The sequence below is a fragment of the Streptomyces fuscichromogenes genome (assembly GCF_014645815.1).
In the GTDB taxonomy this organism is placed as follows: domain Bacteria; phylum Actinomycetota; class Actinomycetes; order Streptomycetales; family Streptomycetaceae; genus Streptomyces; species Streptomyces fuscichromogenes.
In genome coordinates this window covers 19936-42763 of sequence record NZ_BMML01000007.1, presented here as the reverse complement: position 1 = coordinate 42763, position 22828 = coordinate 19936, and the positions used below count along the sequence as shown (strand labels likewise).

23 protein-coding genes are annotated in these 22828 nt (G+C 72.8%); 11 read left to right on the top strand and 12 right to left on the bottom strand.

Translation table 11 applies throughout. The annotated features are described in order from the left end of the window. Positions 1–84: 84 nt before the first annotated feature. The 3 genes from IEZ11_RS16605 to IEZ11_RS16595 are packed head-to-tail and all read right to left on the bottom strand — an operon-like array spanning position 85 to position 3358. Positions 85–1155, bottom strand: a complete 1071-nt coding sequence (locus IEZ11_RS16605; protein ID WP_189263537.1) for a threonine aldolase family protein — start codon at positions 1153–1155, stop codon at positions 85–87. Further along, complete coding sequence (locus IEZ11_RS16600; RefSeq protein WP_189263536.1) at positions 1152–1901, bottom strand: SDR family NAD(P)-dependent oxidoreductase; 750 nt, start codon at positions 1899–1901, stop codon at positions 1152–1154. The genes IEZ11_RS16605 and IEZ11_RS16600 overlap by 4 nt, the downstream gene beginning before the upstream one ends. A 59-nt stretch (positions 1902–1960) precedes the next feature. Then, positions 1961–3358 (bottom strand): DUF6421 family protein, encoded by a 1398-nt coding sequence (locus tag IEZ11_RS16595; RefSeq protein ID WP_189263535.1) that lies wholly within the window; start codon positions 3356–3358, stop codon positions 1961–1963. Positions 3359–3771: 413 nt separating this feature from the next. On the opposite strand from IEZ11_RS16595, the gene IEZ11_RS16590 reads away from it, so the two are divergent. Then, a complete protein-coding gene (locus IEZ11_RS16590; RefSeq protein ID WP_189263534.1) occupies positions 3772–4455 on the top strand; it encodes a glycerophosphodiester phosphodiesterase in 684 nt (227 codons plus the stop codon). A 15-nt stretch (positions 4456–4470) separates the two neighbouring features. On the opposite strand, the gene IEZ11_RS16585 is transcribed toward IEZ11_RS16590, so the two are convergent. Beyond that, positions 4471–5010 carry a GNAT family N-acetyltransferase gene (locus tag IEZ11_RS16585; RefSeq protein ID WP_189263533.1) on the bottom strand — a complete coding sequence of 180 codons (540 nt, stop codon included), beginning with the start codon at positions 5008–5010 and terminating at the stop codon, positions 4471–4473. A 180-nt stretch (positions 5011–5190) separates the two neighbouring features. Between IEZ11_RS16585 and IEZ11_RS16580 the strand changes: the two genes are divergently transcribed. Continuing rightward, positions 5191–5583, top strand: a complete 393-nt coding sequence (locus tag IEZ11_RS16580; RefSeq protein WP_189263532.1) for a VOC family protein — start codon at positions 5191–5193, stop codon at positions 5581–5583. 107 nt (positions 5584–5690) lie between these two features. Here the strand turns inward: IEZ11_RS16580 and IEZ11_RS16575 are convergent, their stop codons facing one another. Both IEZ11_RS16575 and IEZ11_RS16570 read right to left on the bottom strand, forming a co-directional pair. Beyond that, entirely contained in the window at positions 5691–6257 is a 567-nt protein-coding gene (locus tag IEZ11_RS16575; protein WP_189263531.1) for a MarR family winged helix-turn-helix transcriptional regulator, read from the bottom strand. After that, complete coding sequence (locus IEZ11_RS16570) at positions 6254–7963, bottom strand: FUSC family protein (protein WP_189263530.1); 1710 nt, start codon at positions 7961–7963, stop codon at positions 6254–6256. The genes IEZ11_RS16575 and IEZ11_RS16570 overlap by 4 nt, the downstream gene beginning before the upstream one ends. A 165-nt stretch (positions 7964–8128) precedes the next feature. Between IEZ11_RS16570 and IEZ11_RS16565 the strand changes: the two genes are divergently transcribed. The 5 genes from IEZ11_RS16565 to IEZ11_RS16545 all read left to right on the top strand — a co-directional run bounded on the left by IEZ11_RS16565 (position 8129) and on the right by IEZ11_RS16545 (position 12027). Then, entirely contained in the window at positions 8129–8674 is a 546-nt protein-coding gene (locus tag IEZ11_RS16565; protein ID WP_189263529.1) for a DUF5134 domain-containing protein, read from the top strand. Between the two features lie 95 nt (positions 8675–8769). After that, entirely contained in the window at positions 8770–9705 is a 936-nt protein-coding gene (locus IEZ11_RS16560) for a M56 family metallopeptidase (RefSeq protein WP_189263528.1), read from the top strand. Positions 9706–9761: 56 nt separating this feature from the next. Further along, on the top strand, positions 9762–10433 hold the full coding sequence (locus IEZ11_RS16555) for a phosphatase PAP2 family protein (RefSeq protein WP_189263527.1): 672 nt from the start codon (positions 9762–9764) through the stop codon (positions 10431–10433). Positions 10434–10469: 36 nt separating this feature from the next. After that, on the top strand, positions 10470–11192 hold the full coding sequence (locus IEZ11_RS16550; protein ID WP_189263526.1) for an HAD family hydrolase: 723 nt from the start codon (positions 10470–10472) through the stop codon (positions 11190–11192). A gap of 136 nt (positions 11193–11328) precedes the next feature. After that, entirely contained in the window at positions 11329–12027 is a 699-nt protein-coding gene (locus tag IEZ11_RS16545; protein WP_189263525.1) for a TetR/AcrR family transcriptional regulator, read from the top strand. Here IEZ11_RS16545 and IEZ11_RS16540 read toward each other — a convergent pair whose 3' ends face one another. Then, positions 12028–12534: a DUF6214 family protein gene (locus tag IEZ11_RS16540; RefSeq protein WP_189263524.1), complete on the bottom strand. Its 507-nt coding sequence runs from the start codon at positions 12532–12534 to the stop codon at positions 12028–12030. A 186-nt stretch (positions 12535–12720) separates the two neighbouring features. On the opposite strand from IEZ11_RS16540, the gene IEZ11_RS16535 reads away from it, so the two are divergent. Both IEZ11_RS16535 and IEZ11_RS16530 read left to right on the top strand, forming a co-directional pair. Further along, on the top strand, positions 12721–14064 hold the full coding sequence (locus IEZ11_RS16535; RefSeq protein WP_189263523.1) for an FAD-dependent oxidoreductase: 1344 nt from the start codon (positions 12721–12723) through the stop codon (positions 14062–14064). A 120-nt stretch (positions 14065–14184) separates the two neighbouring features. Beyond that, a complete protein-coding gene (locus tag IEZ11_RS16530; RefSeq protein ID WP_189263522.1) occupies positions 14185–15537 on the top strand; it encodes a nucleobase:cation symporter-2 family protein in 1353 nt (450 codons plus the stop codon). Positions 15538–15623: 86 nt separating this feature from the next. On the opposite strand, the gene IEZ11_RS16525 is transcribed toward IEZ11_RS16530, so the two are convergent. Genes IEZ11_RS16525 through speB form a run of 4 tightly spaced genes read right to left on the bottom strand, consistent with a single transcriptional unit; the run spans position 15624 to position 19208 of the window. Continuing rightward, the gene (locus IEZ11_RS16525; RefSeq protein WP_189263521.1) at positions 15624–16019 is read right to left on the bottom strand and encodes a YybH family protein; all 396 of its coding nucleotides are present in this window, start codon (positions 16017–16019) and stop codon (positions 15624–15626) included. Beyond that, the gene (locus tag IEZ11_RS16520) at positions 16016–16669 is read right to left on the bottom strand and encodes a cyclase family protein (protein WP_189263520.1); all 654 of its coding nucleotides are present in this window, start codon (positions 16667–16669) and stop codon (positions 16016–16018) included. The genes IEZ11_RS16525 and IEZ11_RS16520 overlap by 4 nt, the downstream gene beginning before the upstream one ends. A gap of 5 nt (positions 16670–16674) precedes the next feature. Continuing rightward, the gene (locus tag IEZ11_RS16515; RefSeq protein ID WP_189263519.1) at positions 16675–18243 is read right to left on the bottom strand and encodes a purine-cytosine permease family protein; all 1569 of its coding nucleotides are present in this window, start codon (positions 18241–18243) and stop codon (positions 16675–16677) included. Further along, positions 18240–19208 (bottom strand): agmatinase, encoded by a 969-nt coding sequence (gene speB, locus IEZ11_RS16510; protein ID WP_189263518.1) that lies wholly within the window; start codon positions 19206–19208, stop codon positions 18240–18242. Before speB ends, IEZ11_RS16515 begins: the two co-directional genes overlap by 4 nt. Before the next feature lie 151 nt (positions 19209–19359). Between speB and IEZ11_RS16505 the strand changes: the two genes are divergently transcribed. Then, the gene (locus IEZ11_RS16505) at positions 19360–20847 is read left to right on the top strand and encodes a PucR family transcriptional regulator (RefSeq protein ID WP_229713071.1); all 1488 of its coding nucleotides are present in this window, start codon (positions 19360–19362) and stop codon (positions 20845–20847) included. A 130-nt stretch (positions 20848–20977) separates the two neighbouring features. Next, entirely contained in the window at positions 20978–21421 is a 444-nt protein-coding gene (locus IEZ11_RS16500; protein WP_229713068.1) for a cupin domain-containing protein, read from the top strand. 46 nt (positions 21422–21467) lie between these two features. Here IEZ11_RS16500 and IEZ11_RS16495 read toward each other — a convergent pair whose 3' ends face one another. After that, the gene (locus tag IEZ11_RS16495) at positions 21468–22790 is read right to left on the bottom strand and encodes an SGNH/GDSL hydrolase family protein (RefSeq protein ID WP_189263516.1); all 1323 of its coding nucleotides are present in this window, start codon (positions 22788–22790) and stop codon (positions 21468–21470) included. Positions 22791–22828 lie beyond the last annotated feature (38 nt).

The window sequence follows — 22828 nt, the reverse complement described above, 5'->3', positions numbered from 1 at the left end:
CATGCTGCCGGAGGGGTGCGGGGAACTGCGCGGCCAGCCACGACGGCGCCGCAGTCGACAGATCACGGCACCCCGGCGGAGCCCTCAGCGCGCCATCTCCTCCTTGAGCGCTGCCACGAACGCGTCCACGTCCTCCTCGGTCGTGTCGAAGGCGCACATCCAGCGCACGTCCCCGGCGGCCTCGTCCCAGAAGTAGAACCGGAAGCGCTTCTGCAGGCGCAGGCTCACGTCGTGCGGGAGCCGCGCGAAGACGCCGTTGGCCTGCACCGGGTGGAGGATCTCCACGCCGTGCACGGCCCGGACGCCCTCGGCGAGCCGCTGGGCCATCTCGTTGGCGTGGCGGGCGTTGCGCAGCCACAGGTCCTTGGCGAGCAGGGCCTCCAGCTGGACCGAGACGAAGCGCATCTTGGAGGCGAGCTGCATGGACAGCTTGCGCAGGTGCTTCATGTGGCTGACGGCGTCCTGGTTGATCACCACGACCGCCTCGCCGAACACGGCGCCGTTCTTGGTGCCGCCCAGGGACAGGATGTCGACGCCGACGGCGTTGGTGAAGGTACGCATCGGGACGTCCAGGGAGGCCGCCGCGTTGGCTATCCGGGAGCCGTCCAGGTGCACCTTCATGCCGTGTGCGTGGGCGTGCTCGCAGATCGCGCGGATCTCGTCCGGTGTGTAGAGGGTGCCCAGTTCGGTGCTCTGGGTGATGGACACCACCTGGGGCATCGCTCGGTGCTCGTCGTCCCAGCCGTATGCCTGCCGGTCGATGAGCTCGGGGGTGAGCTTGCCGTCGGGGGTGGGCACGGTGAGCAGCTTGAGGCCGCCCATGCGCTCGGGGGCGCCGCCCTCGTCGACGTTGACGTGCGCGCTCTCGGCGCAGATCACCGCACCCCAGCGGTCGGTGACCGCCTGGAGCGCGACGACGTTGGCGCCGGTGCCGTTGAAGACCGGGAAGGCCTCCGCGGTGGCCCCGAAGTGGCTGCGGACGATCCGCTGGAGGTTCTCGGTGTACTCGTCCTCGCCGTAGGCCACCTGGTGGCCGCCGTTGGCGAGGGCCAGGGCGGCGAGCACCTCGGGGTGGGCTCCGGCGTAGTTGTCACTGGCGAAACCGCGGACCTGGGGGTCGTGGTGGCGACGGGCGTCGGTCCTGGGAGGGTTCACGGCTTCTCGGTCAGCCACAGACGGTTTCCGTTCACTTCGGCGGCGGACTTGCCCCAGACGCCCTCGACGGCCTCGGCCAGGTCCTTGACGTCGGTGAAGCCCGCGAACTTCGCGTGGGGCCGCTCGGCGCGCATCGCGTCGTGCACCAACGCCTTGACCACCAGGATGGCAGCCGCGGAGGTGGGGCCCGCCTCGCCTCCGGCCTTGCGGAAGTCGTCGGCCATGGCGAGCGTCCAGGCCTCGGCGGCCGCCTTGGCCGCGGAGTAGGCGGCGTTGCCGGCGGTGGGCTTCGACGCGCCGGCCGCGCTGATCAGCAGGTACCGGCCGCGCTCGCTGCGCTGCAACGCGTCGTGGAAGGCCAGCGAGGTGTGCTGGACGGTCCGGATCAGCAGCTTCTCCAGCAGGTCCCAGTCGGCGAGGTCGGTCTCGGCGAAGTTGGCGCTGCCGCGCCAGCCGCCGACCAGGTGGACGAGGCCGTCGATCCGGCCGTGGTCCTTCTCGATGCGGTCGGCCCAGGCCCGGGTCGAGTCCAGGTCGAGCAGGTCGACCGTCTCACCGGTGACCACGGCGCCGCCGCCCGCGTAGCGGGCCGCGTCCACGGCCTCCGCCAGGCGCTCGGGATTGTTGTCGGCGCCGACGACGGTCGCGCCCGCCTCGGCCAGCCTGACCAGGGTCGCGTGCCCGGCGGGTCCGCCCGCCCCGGCCACCGCGATCACCGCACCACTGAGAGACCCGTTGCCCGCCATGCGCTTCCCCTCTTGAACAGTGTTCCGCAGATCTTGAGCAGTGTTCCGCAGCCGGTCGCTCACGCGGCGACCGGCTCGGCGCTGTCCGCCGTGATGCCCTTGGTCTCGGCGATCACGTTCTTCAGTTTCCTGGACAGGGCCTCGTAGAACATGCTCAGCGGAAACTCGTCGGGAAGCACGTCGTCCACGAGCTTGCGCGGCGGCAGCGTCAGGTCCAGGGCGTCGGGACCCTTGGCCCACCTGGAACCGGGGTGCGGGGCGAGATAGGTGGCGACCAGCTCGTACCCGGCGAACCAGTGGACGAGCTTGGGGCGGTCGATGCCGTCCTTGTACAGCTTCTCGATCTCGGCGCACAGCTGGTTGGTGACCTGCGGGGCGCGCTCCCAGTCGATGGCGAGCTGGTTGTCGGTCCAGCGGACCACGTCGTGCTTGTGCAGGTAGGCGAAGAGCAGCTGGCCGCCGAGCCCGTCGTAGTTGCGGACCCGGTCGCCGGTGACCGGGAACCGGAACATGCGGTCGAAGAGCACGGCGTACTGCACGTCACGGGCCTGCGTAACGCCGTCCGCCTGGAGCTTCACGGCCTCCTTGAAGGCGGTGAGGTCGCAGCGCAGCTCCTCCAGGCCGTACATCCAGAACGGTTGGCGCTGCTTGATCATGAACGGGTCGAAGGGCAGGTCGCCGTGGCTGTGGGTGCGGTCGTGGACCATGTCCCACAGCACGAAGGCCTCCTCGCAGCGCTTCTGGTCGTGGACCATGGCGGCGATGTCCTCGGGCAGGTTCAGGCCCAGGATGCCGACGGCCGCGTCGGTGACCCGGCGGAAGCGGGCGGCCTCGCGGTCGCAGAAGATGCCACCCCAGGAGAATCGTTCCGGCGCCTCGCGGACGGCGATGGTCTCCGGGAAGAGGACGGCGGAGTTGGTGTCGTAGCCGGCCGTGAAGTCCTCGAACTTGATGCCGCAGAACAGCGGGTTGTCATACCGGGTGCGCTCCAGCTCGGCCAGCCAGTCCGGCCAGACCATGCGCAGCACGACCGCCTCCAGGTTGCGGTCCGGGTTGCCGTTCTGGGTGTACATCGGGAAGACGACCAGGTGCTGGAGGCCGTCCGCGCGGCCCGCGGCGGGCTGGAAGGCCAGCAGCGAGTCGAGGAAGTCGGGCACCTGGAAGCCGCCGTCGGCCCAGCGCCGCAGGTCCGCCACGAGCGCCCGGTGGTAGGCGGCGTCGTGCGGGAGCAGCGGGGACAGCTCTTCGACGGCCTCGGCGACACGCCGTACGGCCGCCTCGGCGTCGGCCCGCGCGGGCGCGCCCGCCGTCTCGAAGTCGATGGCCCCGTCCTTCGACTGCCATGGCCGGATCCGCTCCACGGCATCCTTGAGCACGGGCCACGCCGGGTGCTCGACCACCCTGGTCACGGGAGGAACCTGCTCCTCCGAACCCAGCTGCACAAGAATTTCCGTCATGATCCATCCTCCACGGGAGAAGCTTCCGTAAGGACACCGTATGCATACAGGGTTTCTCCCAGCAAGGGGGTACTCAGGAAATTATCCTGCTCCATCCCTTCTTAACCGCGCTTTTTCCTGCGCGAAACCGTGAAGGCGCTCACATTCACCGAGACTGGTGACGAAGCGTCAGCTCGTCGAGACCGTATGGATCCGGCCGGTCAACTCGCGGCGGGACGCGCCCACGCCCGGGTGACCGCCGACCGGGGCACGGGCCAGGTGTCGCGCACCCGGCACGCCAATCACCCCGTGTACGTACGGGTCCATCGCGACGGGCGGCCATTAGGCTGCGCCCAGCCGCGTGGACAGCGACGTCCGTCGTACGGTTCGCGCGCCTGCACCCACCGCCGCCGTCGACGGAAGCGAGTTGAATCTTGAACTTCCTTACCATCGGTCACCGCGGAGTCATGGGCGTCGAGCCCGAGAACACCCTCCGTTCCTTCGTCGCCGCCCAGCAGGCCGGCCTCGACCTGATCGAACTCGATCTCCACCTCAGCAAGGACGGCGCCCTGGTCGTCATGCACGACGCGGAGGTGGACCGCACGACCGACGGCACCGGCCCGATCGCCGACAAGACCCTGGAGGAGCTGCGCGCGCTGGATGCCGGCCGGGGCGAGCGGGTGCCGGTGTTCGAGGAGGTCCTGGACGCGGTACGGACCCCGCTGCAGGCCGAGATCAAGGACGTGGCCGCGGCCCGGGCGCTGGCCGAGGTCATGCAGCGGCGGGACCTGGTGTCCCGGGTGGAGGTCTCCTCGTTCCACGACGAGGCGGTCGCCGAGATCGCCCGGCTGGTGCCGGGGGTGCGCACCGCCCTGATCGCCAGCCGCTACGACACCGACGTGGTGGAGCGGGCCCGGGAAGCGGGCGCCGCGACGCTCTGCCTCAACATCCGGCGGCTGACCCTGGAGGTCGTCGAGCACGCCCGCAAGGCGGATCTGCGGGTGATCGGCTGGGTGGTGAACACCCAGGACGAACTGCGGCTGGTGCGCGCGCTCCAACTGGACGGCGCCACGACCGACTACCCGGAGATCAAACGCACCGCCCGCTTCACCGCGTGAACACCGGCCGGCGCCTCACACCAGCGGCTTGACCAGCAGCTCGAACCGCAGGTCGGCGCGGAGCGGAATGCCGAAGCGCTCCTCGCCGTACGGGAACGGCGACATCCTTCCCGTACGGCGGTAGCCGCGCCGCTCGTACCAGGCGATCAGGTCCTCGCGCACCGAGATCACCGTCATGTGCATCTCGGTGACGCCCCACTCCTCGCGTGCCCGGCGCTCCGCCTCGGCGATGACGACCTTGCCGAGGCCCGCGCCCTGGAGGGCCGGGCTCACCGCGAACATGCCGAAGTAGGCGTGAGTACCGCGGTGTTCGAGCTGACAGCAGGCGACGACCGCGCCGTCCCGCTCGACGACCAGCAGCTTGCCGTCCGGTCCCTTGACGACCTCCAGGACGCCCTCCGGATCCGTCCGCTGTCCCTCCAGGATGTCCGCCTCGGTGGTCCAGCCGACCCGGCTGTCGTCGCCCCGGTAGGCCGACTCGATCAACGCGACCAGGATGTCCACGTCGGCGTCGGTGGCGTCGCGGAACGTCAGTCCGGCGGCGGCGTTCTCCATGGGCGGTGTCTCCGATCTCGGGCGCGACTGGGCCGGACCCGACCCTATCCCCGCGGCACGGCCCGGCCTCCCGGCACCCGCCCCGCCGGCCTCCTGCCCGCGACCGTCCGCGGCAGCCGGGGTGTGGCTCGTGGCGCGCGCGGGCCGCCCCGGGGCGGCCCGCGGCTACGCTCCGGTCGCATGGTGCATGTACTGAGCAGTCGTACGCTGATCCACCCCACCGACCCCGAGCGAGCCCGCGCCTTCTACGGCGAGCAGCTCGGCCTCGCCGTCTACCGTGAGTTCGGTACGGGTCCGGAGCGCGGCACGGTCTACTTTCTCGGCGGCGGGTTCCTGGAGGTCTCCGGGCGGGCGGACGCCCCGGCCTCACCCGCCGTTCGGCTGTGGTTGCAGGTCGCGGACCTCACGGCGGCGCACGACGAGCTGGTGGCGCACGGTGTCGAGATCGTGCGCCCGCCCGTGAAGGAACCGTGGGGCCTGGTCGAGATGTGGATCACCGATCCGGACGGCATCAGGATCGTGCTGGTGGAGGTGCCGGCGGACCACCCGTTGCGCTGTCGGCCGGGAATCTGAGCGGCTACGGTTCGGCAGTGCCCCGAAGGGGCGCGGGGATCCGCGCGACCAGCCACGACGGCGCCGCAGTCGACAGACGGCGGATCCCGGCACTTCCAGCAGTGGGGTCAGGCCCTCAGCGCGCCCGTCCTCCCCTCCAGCCGGCCCAGCAACTCCGCGAGGAGCGCCGCCAGTTCGCCCTGGCCCTCGGGGGCGAGGACGGACAGTACGGCCGTCTCGTAGGCGAGTTGCTCGGGCAGCAGGCCGTCGACGAGGTCGCGGCCCACGTCGGTGAGGCGGAGGTGGGCGACCCTGCGGTCGCGGGCGTCGCCGCGCCGCTCGACCAGGCCGCGCTCGGTGAGCTGCTTGAGGCGTTTGGTGACGGCGGCGCCGGAGGAGAAGGTCTCCTTGGCCAGCTCGCTCGGCGTCAGCTCGTGGCCGGTGCGGCGGAGCGCGCCGAGCAGATCGAACTCGGGGCGGCTGAGGCCGGCCCGGCGCAGCGGGGCGTCCTCGGACTGCTGGAGGAGGGCCGCGCAGCGGTTGATCCGGCCGATGACCTCCATGGGCCCGGTGTCCAGCCCGGGATGGACGCTCCGCCACTGCCGGACGACGGCGGCGACCGTGTCGTCCCGCCCCGTGCCCCCACCTCTGTCCGCGTCGCTCCCGGCCGCCGGTCGTCCGTTGGTCGCCGTCATGGCCGTACGTCCTCCGTTGTCCTCGCGCCGTCCCAGGAGTGCGTTCCCTGGCGTCGTACCATCGCGGCGAGCGTACGGTGTCCGGACTGCTCGGCCTGCACGACCCGCTCCTGAGGCAGCGCGCGTTGCCACCACTCGCCGGAGGCGGTGTCGGCCGTGGCGCGCAGGTCGGCCAGAGCGGCGGCCAGGGCGCGCCGCGCGGTGGCCAGGGCGCGCGGCGCCGGCTGCACCTCGGCGAGCAGGCGGGCGGCCTGTTCGCGGGCCCGCTCGACGGTGGTCAGGGCGTGCTCGATGCCGTCGCCGGCCCGGCGGTTGGTGACGACGACGGCTGCGCCGAAGCCGACGAGCGCGCCGACCAGGGTGTCCACGACCCGCTCGGTGACCAGCTGCCCGGCGTCCTGGGTGCGGGCGAACTCGGTGATGAGCAGGGCCATCGGGGTGACGCAGACGCTGCCGAGCCAGTAGTTACGGCCGATCAGCGCCTCGGCGCCGAAGTTGAAGGCGAGGCAGCACAGCACCAGGACGGCCGGGTGCAGACGGGCGAACGGTACGACGGCGGCGAAGACAAGGACGCCGAGGAGGTTGCCGACGACGCGCTGGATGCCCCGGCTCCAGGTGAGGGTGACGTTGGCCTGGTAGAGGGAGGCCGCGGTGACCAGTGCCCAGTAGGGGCGGCCGACACCGAGGGCGAGGGAGGCGTATCCGGCGAGGGCGCAGCCGAGCGCGGTGCGGGCGGCGAGGGGGGCGAGCGGGCCGAGGCGACGCCGCAACGGGCGTCGGGGTACGGCGCGTTCGGCGTCGACCCCGAGGAGGTCGTCGTCGAACCCGGCCACCCGCGGGACGCGTCCGGTGCCGCGCAGGTCCCGGGCCAGGGCGCGGAGCAGCCGTGGGTCGGTGTCGGCGGGGGCGGCCAGGGCCACCTCGGCGCGGACGACGAGGTGTGCGAGGGCGCGCCGGGTGCGGTCGGGGCGGGCGCCGGCGGCGAGCAGGGACTGCCAGGCGGCCTGCACGGCGGCGACCGCGGCGGCGCGGGCCTTGTCGTGGCCGCCGCCGGTACGGCCGCCGGTGCCGCCGCGGCCGGTGCCGCGGCCGGTGCCGCGGGTGTCGGCGTGCCTGTCGGCGTAGGCGGCGGTGGCGTTCAGGGCGTGGGCGGTGGCCCGGCGTTCGGGGCCGTGCGGGCGCAGCAGCCCCGGGGCCATGCCGACCAGCCAGGCCCAGGCGCCCGCCGCCAGGGCGAGGCCGAGGTGGCCGGGGACCTGGCCGAGGGTCTGCGGGGCGAACAGGGAGGCGGAGCTGATGAAGGTGAGGACCACGTTCCCGGGCGGGCCGACGCGGGTGGCGTCGCAGAGCACCTTCTGGACGGCGGCCATGAGGGCGCCGACGGTGACCAGGACGACCGCGTTCGTGGTGAGCGAGGCGGTGACCAGGGCGACGGCGAGGCCGCCGACCATGCCGAGGACCACCTGGGCCAGGGTACGGGCGCGGGCGGGGTAGGGCCGGTTGTGGCCGTAGAGGGCGCACAGCGATCCGGCCATCGTGTACATGGCCAGGTCGAGGCGGCCGAGGGCCAGCAGGGTCAGGTTGGGCACGGCGACCGCGGCGACCACGCTGACGGCGGGCTTGAACCAGATGTCGGTGGGCCGGCCCAGGCGCAGCACACCGGCGAGAGGCAGACGGCGGGGGGTCGTAGGGGGCGCGGTGCTCATACCCATCAATTTAGCATATGTTTTACTCGTAAAATACTTTGGAACGACCCTGATCACACACTGTGCTCCGGCGAATGCTCCCCGTGTACATCCTTGCGCTCGCGTGCGCGCCGTACGGCCGGGGCATGGCATCCCTCGACGCGACGTCGAGCGGGGAGGTGCGCCGTGCACGGACCGGCTTCGCCCGGCTGGCTGCTGGTCGCGCTGTGCGCGGCGACCGGCGCCTACTGCCTGGTGCGGATGCGCAGCACTGTCGAGGAGCAGCGGCGCGCCGCGGGCGGCGAGGCGCTGATGGGGTTCGGCATGGCCGTCATGGCCGTGCCCGCGACGGTGTTCACCCCGCCGGGGTGGGCATGGCCGCTGTATGCGGCGGTGTTCGGCGCGGCCGCCCTGCGCGCCCTGTGGAGCGCCCGCAGCAGTCCGCACCATCTGCACCATCTGGTGGGGACGGCGGCGATGGTCTACATGGCGGTGGCGATGGCGGCCTCCCCCGGCGCCCACCATCACGGCGGCGCCGGAGTCCCGCTGGTGACCGGGCCGTTGCTGGTCTACTTCACCGGTTTCGTGCTGCTGTCCGGCGCACGGCTGGTCCCGCTCGGCGCGGCGGCCGCCGGGACGGCGGCGGTCAGGTGGGGCGACCGGCCCGAACTGGCGCGGGCTTGCCGCCTGTCGATGGGGATCGGCATGGTGGCGATGCTGCTGGCGCTGTGAGGAAGTGACACCACACGCGGCGCAAACGTTGCCTGCGTCACTTTGGCGCAATGGGCTGTACCCCTCAGCGGCCCCCCGCTCATAGGGTGCTGGCCATGATGGTCCCCGTGGCACTGTTGCTGCTCGGCGCCTTGACCGCCGCGGTCGGCCCCCGTTTTCTCGGCCGGGCCGACTGGACGGACCGGGAACCGGTGGTCGCCCTGTGGGTGTGGCAGTGCGTGGTGGCCACCGTGCTGCTGTGCTGCGCCCTGTCCATGACGCTGAGCGCGGCGGCGGCCTGGCAGGCGGTGCGCGGGCAGGTGTTCGCGACCGCCCCGAGCGGGGTGGCGGACGCCTATGCGCTCGGCACGAGCGGTCCGTGGGCGGCCGCGACCGCGCTCGTCCTCGCCTGCGCCGGGCTGTGGAGCGGGGCGATGCTGGTGCGGGAGATCGCGCGGGCCAGGTCCAGGCGCAGCCGGCGACGGGCCGAACTCCTGCTCCGCGCGCCCCTGCTGCCCGGCGAGGAGCGGTCCGCCCATCGCCTCGTCGTCCTTGAGGGAGAGCGCCCGGATGCCTGGTGGCTGCCGGGAGCGGCGCCCCAACTCGTGGTCACCACAGCCGCGTTGCGTCGCCTGAAAGGGCGTCAGCTGGACGCGGTCCTCGCCCACGAGCAGGGGCACGCGCAGGCCCGGCACGACTGGCTGCTGCACTGCTCGGCCGCGCTGGCGGGCGGGTTCCCGCAGATCCCGGTGTTCGCCGCGTTCCGCGAGGAGATGCACCGGCTGGTCGAACTGGCCGCCGACGACATGGCCTCGCGGCGCCACGGCCGCCTCACCACCGCGCTCGCCCTGGTCGAACTCAACGAGGACCGGGGCGTGTTCGGCCCGGGACCGACCCCGCACGCCCATGTCCCGCAGCGGGTGAACCGGTTGCTCACCGCCCCGGACCGCCTCCCGGCCCGGCACCGGCTGCGGCTGACCGCGACGGCCGCCCTGGTCCCGGTGATCCCGGTGCTGGTGGCGCTGGTACCGAGCCTGCACGCCCTGCGGTGAGGCGGTATTCCGCAGGGGAATTGCCCTGCGGGCAATGATTCGGCAAAGATCACGTCATGCGCCCACCGTCCAGCGACCGTCCTGCCCCGCTTCTCGCGACCGCCGTGCTCGCCCTCTCCTCGGCGCTGCTGCTCGCCCTGGTCGCCGGCGAGTGGCCTCCTCTGGTCGCGGTGGACGAGGACATCGCCCATGCCACCCACCGCTGGGCCGTGGCGGACCACGGCACCACGCAGGTGCTGCGCGTCCTGGCGGACTGGGTCTGGGACCCGCTGACCATGCGCCTGCTGTGCGCGGCGGTCGCGGTGTGGCTGGTGTGGCGGCACTCGGCGTGGTGGACCGCCCTGTGGCTGACCCTGACCTGCGCGCTCGGGACGGTCGCCCAGCAGTCCCTCAAGGTCGCCGTCGGCCGTCCGCGCCCGGAGTGGCCGGACCCGGTCGACTCCGCCCACTACGCCGCCTTCCCCTCCGGGCACACCATGACGGCCACGGTGGTCTGCGGCCTGCTGCTGTGGCTGCTGCACCGCTGCGGCACCGGTCGCGCGCTGTGGTGTGCGGCGCTGGCCGCGGCCGGGTTCTCGGTCGTGGGCGTCGGCCTGACCCGCGTGTGGCTCGGCGTGCACTGGCCCTCGGACGTGCTCGGCGGCTGGCTGCTCGGCGCCCTGGTGGTGGCGCTCGCGGTGCTGGCGTACGAGTGGGAGCGCGACGCCCGGGGACGCCCCCGCCCGTAGCCCGCACCACGTCCGGCCCTCGGTAGAGTCCGGCACATGACTGCCGTGCTCTTCGACTTCTCCGGGACCCTCTTCCGTATCGAGTCCACCGAGTCCTGGCTGCGGGCGGTGCTCGCCGAGACCGAAGTACCGCTTTCCGAAGCCGAGTTGGTGCAGGCGGCGGGTGCGCTGGAGGTGGCCGGGGCGCAGCCCGGCGGGGCCTTCCCGGTCGCGCTGCCCGAGGAGCTGGCCGGGGTGTGGGCGGTGCGGGACGAGAGCGCGGAGCTGCACCGGGCCGCGTACACCGGCCTGTCCCGGCGGGTGACGCTGCCGGACCCGGCCCTGCACGACGCGCTGTACGAGCGGCACATGACCCCGCGGGCCTGGACGCCGTACCCGGACGCCGCCCGGGTGCTGCGCACGCTGCGCGAGCACGGGATCGGGGTCGGTGTGGTCAGCAACATCGGCTGGGACCTGCGCCCGGTCTTCCGCGAGCACGGGCTCGACGCGTACGTGGACGCGTACGTCCTGTCGTACGAGCACGGTGTCCAGAAACCGGATCCGCGGCTCTTCACGGTGGCGCTGGAGGCACTGGCGGCCGAGCCGGCGAAGACGCTGATGGTCGGGGACAGCAGGCCTGCCGACGGCGGCGCGGCGGCGCTCGGCTGCCGGGTGCACTTCGTGGACCCGCTGCCGGCGGCCGACCGGCCGGACGCGCTGCTGCCGGTCCTGGACCTGGTGGGCGTGGCCCGCCGACCGGCCGCGCCCACCCGGTCCTGAGCTGTCGCGCCGTCCGCCCGAGACGCTCCCCCGTGTCGCCCCGGACGAACGGCAGCCCTGGACAGGCCCCGCGCAGAGCGGTGCCCGCTGCGTCGATTATAGTTGGCTGGCAGCCAGTCAACGCAGGAGTTCCAGGATGTCCCCGCGCAGCGCATCGGTCAATGAAGAGTTGCGCAGGCGTTCCCGGGAACGGCTGCTCCAGGCCGCGGTCGAGCTGGTCGACGAGCACGGTTTCGAAGCCACCACGCTGGGCGCGATCGCCGACCGCGCGGGGTCGGCGCGCGGGCTGGTGTCGTACTACTTCCCGGGCAAGCGCCAGCTGGTCCAGTCCGCCGTGCACCGCCTGATGCACCGGACGCTGGAGGAGGCGCTGGAGCACGAGCCGCACACCGAGGACGGGCGGGAGCGGCTGGCCCGTGCCATCGACGCGATCCTGGGGCTGGCGCACGACCGGCCGGTGCTGATGCGCCAGCACATGGCGGGCCTGCTCCAGGGCGAGGGCTTCGTGCAGTGCCCCGAGCAGCGCCGGCTGTCGGAGCTGCTGGGCGACACCGTCGCCCGGTACGGCTCGCAGCACGTCGAGACCGACTACCCCATGCTGCGCGCCGTACTGATGGGGGCCGTGTACGCGGCGCTGGTGCCCGGTGTGCCGATGCCGATCCCGGCGCTGCGGGCGGAGCTTTTCGAGCGCTACGGGCTCGACCGGGAGCTGGGCCTGCCCCCGGAGTCCGCACCGGCCGCCGCGCGACAGGACCTGTCCCGGTTCTTCGCGACCGGGGACCGGACCGCACCGGGAACCGGTCCGGGAACCGGACCCGGATCCGAACCCGGTTAGTCAGCGGCGGGCATGACGCGGCGTCAGGAAGCCCGCGTCACGCGCCTGCGCGATGAGCCTAAGCGACCGCCGACGGCTGTGCCCGGTCGCGCACATCACCGCGAGGACCGGATCGAGGCCCTCCTCCTGCGCGGCCCGGTACTCCTGGGCCACCAGCCACCTCCCCTCGATGCCCCGTGGCCAGGCGGGCCGGGCGCGCGGCGCGCCGCCGGGCCCACCGTCCTCGTCCGTCCCGGGCCCGCCGTCCTCGTCCGTACCGGGCTCCTCGTCCGCGTACGACTCCATCCCGCAGGCCCGGCACAGCGGCTCCTCGATCCAGTCGGCGAGCACCGTCAGATCGGCCAGGGAGAGCGCGGGCCACGCCTTGACGTCCTCGATGGAGACCTGTCCCCCGGCCACCACGGCGAGCGCGTCGACCCGCGCGCCGTCCTCGAAGGCCAGCCGGACCTGGAACCACGAGGTGGCTCCCGTGTGCTCCTGCACCTCCCAGGCGGGCGTCACGGACACCGTGCCGTCCTCCGCGCGCCGATCAGAAAGATTGAGAAACGATGCTTCCAGCACATACGTAACGTAACCCCATGATCACATCTCGTGGTCCCGGACACGCGTCCGCGTCACCCCTGCGGCCCCTGTCGAGGCGGCCGGGCCGGTGGGATGCTGAAGACACCAGCCCCTCGGGCAAGGAGTCCCCCTGTGTTGCGTGTCGCCGTCGTCGGCTCCGGGCCGAGCGGGTGCTACACCGCCCAGAGCCTCGTCCAGCTCGACCCCACGGTGCGTGTGGACGTCCTGGACCGGCTGCCGTGCCCGTACGGACTGGTGCGGTACGGCGTCGCCCCGGACCACGAGAAGATCAAGTCACTGCAGGGGAACCTGCGGAACGTCCTCGAACACGAGCGGGTGCGCTTCCTCGGCGGGGTCCGGATCGGGGGCACCGGCGGGCTGCCGGTGGAGCGGCTGCGGGAGCTGTACCATGCGGTGGTCTACTGCGTGGGCGCCGCCACCGACCGGCGGCTCGGGATTCCCGGCGAGGAGCTGCCGGGCAGCTGGTCGGCGACCGAGTTCGTGTCCTGGTACAGCGCGCACCCGGACGCGATCGACGCCGGGTTCGTGCGCGACGCCCGGTCCGCGGTGGTCATCGGGGTCGGCAACGTCGCGGTGGACGTGGCGCGGATGCTGGCCCGGGGAGTCGCGGAGCTGAGCCCCACCGACATGCCGCAGGAGGCACTGACGGCGCTGTCGGCGAGCCGGATAAGAGAGGTCCACGTGGTGGGCCGGCGCGGCCCCTCGCAGGCCCGGTTCACCACGAAGGAGCTGCGCGAGCTGGGTGCGCTGCCGGAGACCGAAGTCCGGGTGGAACCCGATGAGTTGGCGCTCGACCCGGCCTGCGCCGACCCGGCCGCGCTGCCCGCCGCCCAGCGCCGCAACGTGGCGGTGCTGCGCGACTGGAGCGAGGCCGGCCGGCGGGGCGCGGACCGCAGCATCCGGATGCGTTTCTTCCTGCGTCCGGTCGAACTCCTCGACGAGGGCGGACGGGTGGGCGGCGTGCTCTTCGAGCGCACCGAGCCGGACGGCCGGGGCGGGGTGCGCGGCACCGGACGGTACGAGACGGTCGAGGCACAGCTGGTGCTGCGGTCGGTCGGCTATCGCGGAGTACCGCTGGACGGGCTCCCGTTCGACGAGGAGAGCGGCACCGTGCCGCACGAGGCGGGCCGGGTCCTGCGCGGCTGCTTCGGCGCGCCCGGCGACTACGTGGCCGGCTGGATCAAGCGCGGCCCGACCGGTGTCATCGGCACCAACCGGCCCGACGCCAAGGAGACGGTGACCTCGCTGCTGGACGACGCGCCCGAACTGCTGCGCAAGGAGGTGCCGGCGGACCCGGTCGCCGTGATGCGCTCGGCGGGCATGGAGCCGGTCCCGTGGACGGGCTGGCAGGCGATCGAGCGGGCCGAGGCGGCGCTCGGTGCCCGGCTCGGCCGCAGCGTGGTCAAGCTGGCCGACTGGAACTCCCTGCTGACCGCGGCGCGTTCGGGGTCGTAGCGGAGTCACCGGCGATCAGGTGGGCATGACACGTATCGGCAACGAGTCGGAAATCAACAAACTGTTCAAGCCGCTTACCGTCTCGTGCTGTCCGGATGTCGTCCCCGCTCTGGAGTCCTCATGGCCACCACCAGTGCCCCCGTCCATCCCGTCGACGAGGTCCCACCCGTACGGCAGTTGACCGCGTTCGGCCTCCAGCACGTGCTCGCGATGTACGCGGGCGCGGTCGCCGTTCCGCTGATCGTGGGCGGCGCGCTGAAGCTGTCCCCCGCCGACCTGGCCTATCTGATCACCGCCGACCTGCTGGTGTGCGGCATCGCGACGCTCATCCAGTGTGTCGGCTTCTGGCGCTTCGGCGTCCGGCTGCCGATCATGCAGGGCTGCACGTTCGCGGCGGTCTCGCCGATGGTCCTCATCGGTACGACGGGCGGCGGACTCCCCGCCATCTACGGCTCGGTGATCGTGGCGGGGCTGGCGATCATGCTCCTCGCTCCCGTCTTCGGGAGGCTGCTGCGCTTCTTCCCGCCCCTGGTCACCGGCACCGTGATCCTGATCATCGGGGTCTCGCTGCTACCGGTCGCCGACAACTGGGCGGCGGGCGGCGCGGGCGCGAAGGACTTCGGGGAGCCGAAGAACCTGGCGCTGGCGGCCTTCGTGCTCGCGGTGGTGCTCGGCGTACAGCGGTTCGCGCCCGCCTACCTCGCCCGGATCGCGGTCCTGGTCGGCATCGCGGTGGGCCTGGCGGTCGCGGTGCCCTTCGGGTTCACGGACTTCAGCGGGGTCGGCGACGCGGACTGGCTCGGCATCAGCACCCCGTTCCACTTCGGAACGCCGACCTTCAAGGCCTCGGCGATCATCTCCATGCTGGTGGTGGCGCTGGTCACGATGACGGAGACGACCGGTGACCTGATCGCGGTCGGCGAGCTGACCGGCCGCAGGGTCGAGCCGCGTTCCCTCGCCGACGGCCTGCGCGCCGACGGCCTCTCGACCGTCCTCGGCGGTGCCTTCAACACCTTCCCGTACACGGCGTTCGCGCAGAACGTGGGCCTGGTCGGGATGACCCGGGTGCGCAGCCGCTGGGTGGTCGCGGCGGCCGGCGGCATCCTGGTGCTGCTGGGTCTGCTGCCCAAGCTGGGCGCGGTGGTCGCGGCGATTCCGGCGCCGGTGCTGGGCGGCGCGGGCCTGGTGATGTTCGGCACGGTCGCGGCGAGCGGTCTGCGGACGCTGGCGTCCGTCGACTTCCGCGGCAACGACAACCTCACGGTGGTGGCCGTGTCGGTGGCGGTCGGCATGCTGCCGGTGGGTGTGCCGACGGTCTACGAGAAGTTCCCCGACTGGTTCCAGACGGTGATGAACAGCGGGATCAGCGCGGGGTGCCTGACGGCGATCGTGCTGAACCTGCTCTTCAACCACCTGCCCGCGAAGGCGGATTCGGCGCCGGGGGCGGTGCCGAGCGGGGCGGAATCCGCCTAGGCGCTCCCCTGGGGGGGCCGCGATATGCCGTCTGCGGCGCCGTTGTGGCTGGTCGCGCAGTTCCCCGCGCCCCTTGCGGGGCGCTGTCAGACGCTCGCGGCGGAAAGGTGCTCGTGGACCGCCCGCCAGTCTCCGTCGCCGGTGCGGTGGAGGACGATGGTCTCGCGTTCGCGGAGTACCTCCTCGCCTGCCGTGGTGGAGACCCGGGTGGTCACCGAGTGGGTGAACACGGCCGTGTCGCCGAGGAGTTGGAGGCGGCGGTCGGTCGAGTCGCAGGACAGCACGCGGAAGGCGTCCTCCTCGCTCCACTTCTGCCACAGGGCGCGGTACTCCTGGGTGGAGTCCAGGCGCCGGTCGGAGGTGTGGAAGACGAACGTGGCGTCGGGCGCGAAGGCGTCGAAGTAGTCGTCGGTGCGGCCTTCGGCGAAGGCGGCGATCAGGGCGTCGGCAGCGGCGAGGGCGCTGTCGTGGTCGTTGCTCAAGGCTTCGGCTCCGAGATCCGGGCCACGGCGCGGACGGGTGCGCCGTCCGCGCCGGGCAGGTGCAGGGGGAAGAGACTGACGTGGACGTCATGGCCGGTGCGCTGGGCGTCCAGCACCTCGGCGAGGTGGGTGAGGTTCTCGGCGATGACGGCGTCGGCGCCGCACAGGATGCGGTGGGCGGGCAGGGTCTCGCCGGGGGTGGGATCGACGCTGAGGGCGTCGATGCCGACGGTGCGCACGCCGCGGGCGACGAGGAGGGCGGCCGCCTCCTCGGTCAGGTAGGGGTGGGCGTGGTACGCGTCGGTGCCCCAGTGCGCGGACCAGCCGGTGGCGATGAGCACGATCCGGCCCGCCCGGACGCCGGCGAGCAGGTCCGTCCCGATGGCCGCCCGGGGCGCGAGGCCCCGGGCGTCGACCACGTGGGCGGGACCGTCGAAACGGTCCAGGGGCAGCTGGTCCAGCGCGGGCAGGCCGTCCTCGATGTGGGACGGCGCGTCCACGTGCGTGCCGGACTGCGAACCCATGTGCACCTGAAGGACGTTGACACCGTCCTGGGCCGCGGTGAGCGCGGGCCGGATGTCCACCTCCGGGTCACCGGGGTAGACCGGCATCCCGGTGCGCAGCGGCACCGACAGGTCGATCAGGCGCATCCCGCTCACACCTCCGCCGGCTCGGGCACCGTGACGACGGCACCGTCGGCGGCGGTGATCGGCGGCACCGGGGTGTCGACGGCACGCACCAGCCGCGGGCCCTCGGGGCCGAAGACGGCGCGCGGCTCGGGGAAGAGCCACAGCAGGGCCAGGTAGAGGACCGCGGCGAGGCCCAGGCCGACGGGCAGCGAAATGTCCACACCGCCCGCGAGGTCGCCCAGGGCGCCGACGAACTGGCCGGGGAGGTTCACGAACTGGACCGCGAGCAGGGCGGAGGCCAGCCAGGCGCTCATGCCGCGCCAGTTCCAGCCGTGCGTGAACCAGTAGCGGCCGCCCCGCTGACGGCGGTTGAAGACCTGGAGCGAGTCGGGGTCGTACCAGCCGCGGCGGGTGAGGAAGCCCAGGGTCATGATGATCATCCACGGCGCGGTGCAGACGATGATGAGCGTCGCGAAGGTGGAGATGGACTGGGTCAGGTTGGCGGCGAACCGGCCGACGAAGATGAAGCAGATCGACAGGACACCGATGAAGACCGTGGCCTGCACCCGGCTGAACCGGGGGAAGACGCTGGCGAAGTCGAGGCCGGTGCCGTAGAGCGAGGTGGTGCCGGTGGACATGCCGCCGATCAGGGCGAGCAGGCAGACGGGCAGGAAGTACCAGGAGGGCGAGATCGCCAGCAGTCCGCCGACGTAGTCCGGGGCGTTCGGGTCGAGGAAGTTCCCCGCCTTGGCGGCGATGATCGAGGCGGTGGCCAGGCCGAAGAAGAACGGCAGGATCGTCGCGACCTGGGAGAGGAAGGCCGCGCCCATGACCCGGCGGCGCGGGGTGTCGGCGGGGATGTAGCGGGCCCAGTCACCGAGGAAGGCGCCGAACGAGACGGGGTTGGAGAGCACGATCAGCGCGGAGCCGATGAACGCGGGCCAGAAGCCGGGCGTGCTCAGCGAGTGGAAGCTGCCCTGGTAGCCGGCGTCGAAGTCGCCGCCGAACGCGAACGCGCCGAGCACGAACAGCAGGGAGGCCGCGGCCACCGCGATCTTGTTCACGAAGAGCATGAACCGGAAGCCGTAGATGCACACCGTCAGCACCAGCGCCGCGAACAGCCCGTACGCCAGCGCGTACACGCCGTCGTTCGTCGGCAGGTGGAACATCCGGTGCGCACCGCCGACCAGGGCGTCGCCGGAGGACCACACGGAGATGGAGAAGAAGGCGATCGCCGTCAGCAGGGAGAGGAAGGACCCGACGACCCGGCCGTGCACACCCAGGTGGGCGGAGGAGGACACCGAGTTGCTGGTGCCGTTGAGCGGCCCGAACAGGGCCAGCGGCGCGAGGATCAGTGCGCCGACGGCGAGCCCGAGGCCGGTGGCCGCCAGGCCCTGCCAGAAGGAGAGCCCGAACAGGATCGGGAATGCGCCGAGGACACAGGTGGCGAAGGTGTTCGCGCCGCCGAAGGCGACCCGGAACAGGTCGAGCGGGCGGGCGGTGCGGTCGGCGTCGGGGATGCGCTCGACGCCGTAGGTCTCGATCTCGGTCAGCGACGGGGCGTCGTGCTGCTCCGCTTGCGGGCTGGTGGTCATCTCTGCTCCTCGCGAGGGCCGGCGGAGTCCAGGGTGAACAGGCTGATCAGGTCGTATGCGACGTGCGACGCGGCGACCGAGGTGATGTCGGCGTGGTCGTAGGCGGGGGCGACCTCGACGACGTCGCCGCCGACGAGGTTGAGCCCGGCGAGGCCGCGCAGGATCTCCAGCAGCTCACGCGAGGTCATGCCGCCGGCTTCCGGGGTGCCGGTGCCGGGGGCGTGTGCGGGGTCGAGGACGTCGATGTCGACGGACACGTACAGCGGCCGGTCGCCGATGCGCTGCCGCAGCGCGTCCACGGTCTCGTCGACGCCGCGGCGCAGCACGTCGGAGGAGGTGACGATGCCGAAGCCGAGCCGTCGGTCCTCCTCCAGGTCCCGCTTGCCGTACAGGGGGCCGCGGGTGCCGACGTGGCTGAGCGCCTCGGTGTCGACGATGCCTTCCTCGACGGCGCGGCGGAAGGGGGTGCCGTGGGTGTACTCGGCGCCGAAGTAGGTGTCCCAGGTGTCGAGATGGGCGTCGAAGTGGAGGACGGCGACCGGTCCGTGCCGCTTGGCGACCGCGCGCAGCAACGGCAGCGCGATGGTGTGGTCGCCGCCGATGGTGACCAGCTTCGTGCCGTCGGACTGGAGGCGGGAGGCCTCGTGCTCGACGGTCTCGATCGCCTCGTTGATGTCGAAGGGGTTCACCGGGATGTCACCGGCGTCGGCCACCTGCACCGCCGCGAACGGTGACACGTCCAGTGCCGGGTGGTACGGGCGCAGCAGCCGGGAGGCCTCGCGCACCGCGGCCGGGGCGAAGCGGGCACCGGGCCGGTAGGAGACGCCGGTGTCGAAGGGGACGCCGACGACGGCGATGTCCGCGCGGGGCACCTCGTCCAGCCGCGGCAGCCGGGCGAAGGTCGCCGGTCCCGCATAGCGGGGGACGCGGGAGGAGTCCACGGGTCCACGGGGCTCGGTCGTCATCGGGCACCTTCCTGTCGAGCCTGGGAGTGCGCCGCCGGGGCGGCGGACCCCGGACCGGATCACATGGTTCCGGTAGCGGGGGATGTCTCAGTCTGCGAAGGAGCGCCCTTTACGGTCAATTGTTGACGGCACTAAGAACTACAGTTGTCTTGTGTCCGACCACAAAGCCACGTCGCGTTCCGTCCTCACCGTCGGCGACCTGCTGTCCTTCCCGGCCCTCCAGATGCGCCTGCTCGCGGGCGGTGGCGGCCTGGGCCGCACGGTGTCCTGGGCGCACGTCAGCGAACTGGAGGACCCCACCCCGTGGCTCCTCGGCTCGGAGGTCCTCATGACCGTGGGCCTCGCCGTGCCCCGGAGCGGCGAGGCCCAGCGGCGCTACCTGGAGCGGCTCGACGACGCGGGCGTCGCGGCGCTGGTGCTCAGCACCCAGCTGCGGACCCCGCCACTGCGACAGGCCTTCCTCGCCGCGGCCGAGGAGCGCGGCTTCCCGGTTCTCGAGGTGCCGCTCGCGGTTCCCTTCGTCACCATCGCGCAGGAGGTCGCCGCCGCGGTCCGGGAGAACTCCGCCGAGCGGCTCGGCGCCCAGCTCCAGGTCTTCGGCGCGCTGCGCTGGATGGCCGAGGAGAACCTGGACATCCCCGCGCTCTTCGACCGTCTGGAGCAGCTCAGCGGCTACCGCCTCTTCCTGTGCACCGCCCAGGGGCGTCCGCTGCTGCCCGGCGTCGCGGCGCCCGAGGACGTCTCGGTGCTCCCGGCGGACGCAGACGCCCCGCCGACCGTTCCCGGCGGCTTCGTGCTCCCGGTCCTCGGTCCGGGCGGCGCGGCCGGCTACCTGGTCGCGCTGGAACAGGCGGGTGCCCGCCCGGCCGGGCTCGCCGTCGTCCAGCACCTGGCCACCGTCGCCGCCCTGCGGCTCGCGATGGTGCGCCAGGAACGCGAGGTGCTGCGGCGGGAGGGGGCGGAGACCCTCGCCGAGCTGCTCCAGGACACCCTCGACCCGGCCAGCGCGCAGCGCCGGCTGGCCCACCACCGCCTGGACACGCAGCGGCCCGTCGTCCTCGCGGTGCTCCGGCGCACCCAGGACGACCAGCTGGAGGGCGCGCTGTCCGACCACCCGCACCTGACCCTGCGCCGCGGCGAGGACCGGCTGGTACTGGCCGAACCCGGCTTCACCGAGGCCCTGGCCGGCCTGCCCGGCGCGGTGTGCGGGGTCAGCCGTCCGTTCACCGTGGGCGAGCCGCTGCGGGTCGCGCAGCAGGAGGCGGAATGGGCCGCCGGACGCGCGGAGGAGGCGGGCAAGCCGCTCGTCCACTACGGCGAGGACGCCACCGGACGCTGGCTGCCCGAGGACCGCCGGCTGCTGTCCGCCCTGGTCGAGCAGGTCCTCGGCGAGGCCCTGCGCTACGACGCCGCGCACGGGGCGCAGTTGCTGCTCTCCGTGCGCACCTGGATGGAACGCGACCGGCGCACCGAGGAGGCCGCCGCGGCCCTCCACATCCATCCGAACACGCTCGCCTACCGGCTGCGCCGTTTCGGCGAGGTCACCGGCCGGGACCTGTCGACGACCGCCGCCTTCACCGAGGTCTGGTTCGCCGTACGGGCGGCCACCGAACTGGGCGTGGCGGCCGCGGGGCCGTAGCCCCGGAGCGTCCGTCCGTGGGCGGCCCGCCGCGACACGTCACCGCTCACCGGTCATGGACGCGACGGCCGCGGGCCCTCCCGACGTACAGTCGATCATGCTCGGCGCCGGACAAGGAAGGGACGACCCAGTGTCGGAGAACCCACAGCACCCGCACGCCGGACCCGACGCGGACGGCCCCGGCTGGACCCGGGCGGTGAAGGTGCTCCAGGAGGCCGCTGCGATCACCGTCCCCGAGGGCGCGTCGGCGATGACCCTGCACGTCGAGTGGGAGCCGGGCGACTCCGGAACCCCACCGCACCGCCACTCCGGCCCGGCGTTCGGGTACGTCCTCAGGGGCGCGGTCCGCTTCGAGATCGAGGGCGAGCCCGAGCGTGTCGTCGAGGCCGGTGGCACGTTCTGGGAGCCGGGCGGCGACGTCATCCACTACCAGGACGGCAACGCCCTCACCGACGCCAGGACCGAGTTCGTGGTCACCATGATGTGCGCGCCGGGCAAGCCCATGCTCGAACTGGTCGAGGAGGCGGAGCTCGCCTCGCGCGCCCACCTGCGGGCCCCGCGGCCGACCGGCTGACCTGCCCTGGCCAAGGCCAGGCCTGGGTCCGTACCGTCCAGGCCCGCTACGAGGTGCCGAACAGCCCCGCGGGTACCGCCGCGGCCAGCGCCCCGTACCCGGTCGGGTTCAGGTGCAGCCAGTCCCCCACCTGGAGGTCGGCCCGCAGCCGGCTCGGATCGGCCGGGTCCCGTACCACCCGGTCGAAGTCGATCACCGCGTCGAAGTGTCCCTGTCCCCGGATCCACGCGTTGACGCGCTGCCGGGCCGCCTCGCGCACACCCCCGCCGTCGTCGTAGGCGTTGCCGCCGAAGGGCAGCAGGGTGGCGCCGTACACGCGGATGCCCTGGGCGTGGGCGCGGACGACGATCTGCCGGTAGGCCGCGATCAGGTCGTCGGCGACGGCCTGCTGGGCCTGTGGGGTGGCGGCGGCGGTCCCGATGTCGTTGACGCCCTCGAACAGGATCAGCCAGGAGACCCCGCTGCGGGAGAGGACATCCCGGTCGAGCCGGGCCAGGACGTTGGGGCCGAGGCCGTCGTTGAGGACCCGGTTGCCGCCTGCCGCCTGGTTGAGCACCGCGATGTCCGAGGTGCCGGCCCGCGACTGGAGCCGGTCGAAGAACTGGTCCGGCCAGCGGTCGTTGCCGTTGGTCGTGGACCCCCGGCCGTCGGTGAGCGAGTCGCCGAGGACGGCCACGGCCCGGGTCGCGGCGGGCGCCAGGACCTCGACGTCGCTCAGCAGGTACCAGTGGTCGACCGTGGTCGCGCCCGTCAGGTCCGGGTCCTCGGTGCGGTCGCCGGATGCGAGGTACGACGTGGTGCGCGAACCCGGGTGGGAGGTGAGCGCCAGATCCGGCTGGCCCTGCGCGGTGTACGCGGTGACCGTGAGGTTGGACCCCGGCGCCAGCTCGAAGTCCACGGGGTCGGAGACGACCTGGGCCCCGACGGGCACGACGGCCGCGGCGCGCCCGGAGAACGTCACCCGGTGCAGGCTGCCGGGCACGATCGCGCCGACGCCCGCCCTGCCGCCCACCGGAAGCGCGACGGTCACCGAGGTCAGCGGGAGCGCGGTGTCGCCGTAGGCGTTGGAGAAGCGCAGCCGGAGCCGGTGGGCACCGACGGTCACCCGGACGGTCTGGCGCAGGGTGGTGTCGGCCAGCACCGACCTCTCCCCTGTGAAGGGCGCGGGCGGCAGGTTGCCGACCTCGGTGAGCTGGGGCATGCCGGTCCAGGTGTTCACCCAGTGGCCGCCCTGACGGGTGGCCGAGGTGACCTGGTGGGGACCGCGGACCAGCGCGGTGACGGCGGAGGCGGTCACCACCAGGGCGAGGGCGAGGACACAGGTGCTGAGGAGCGTGGCGAGCGGCGCTCTGCCGGGCGGTGGCTTCACGGGGACCTTCCTGGCGAGGGGACGGCGCGGGAGCCGTC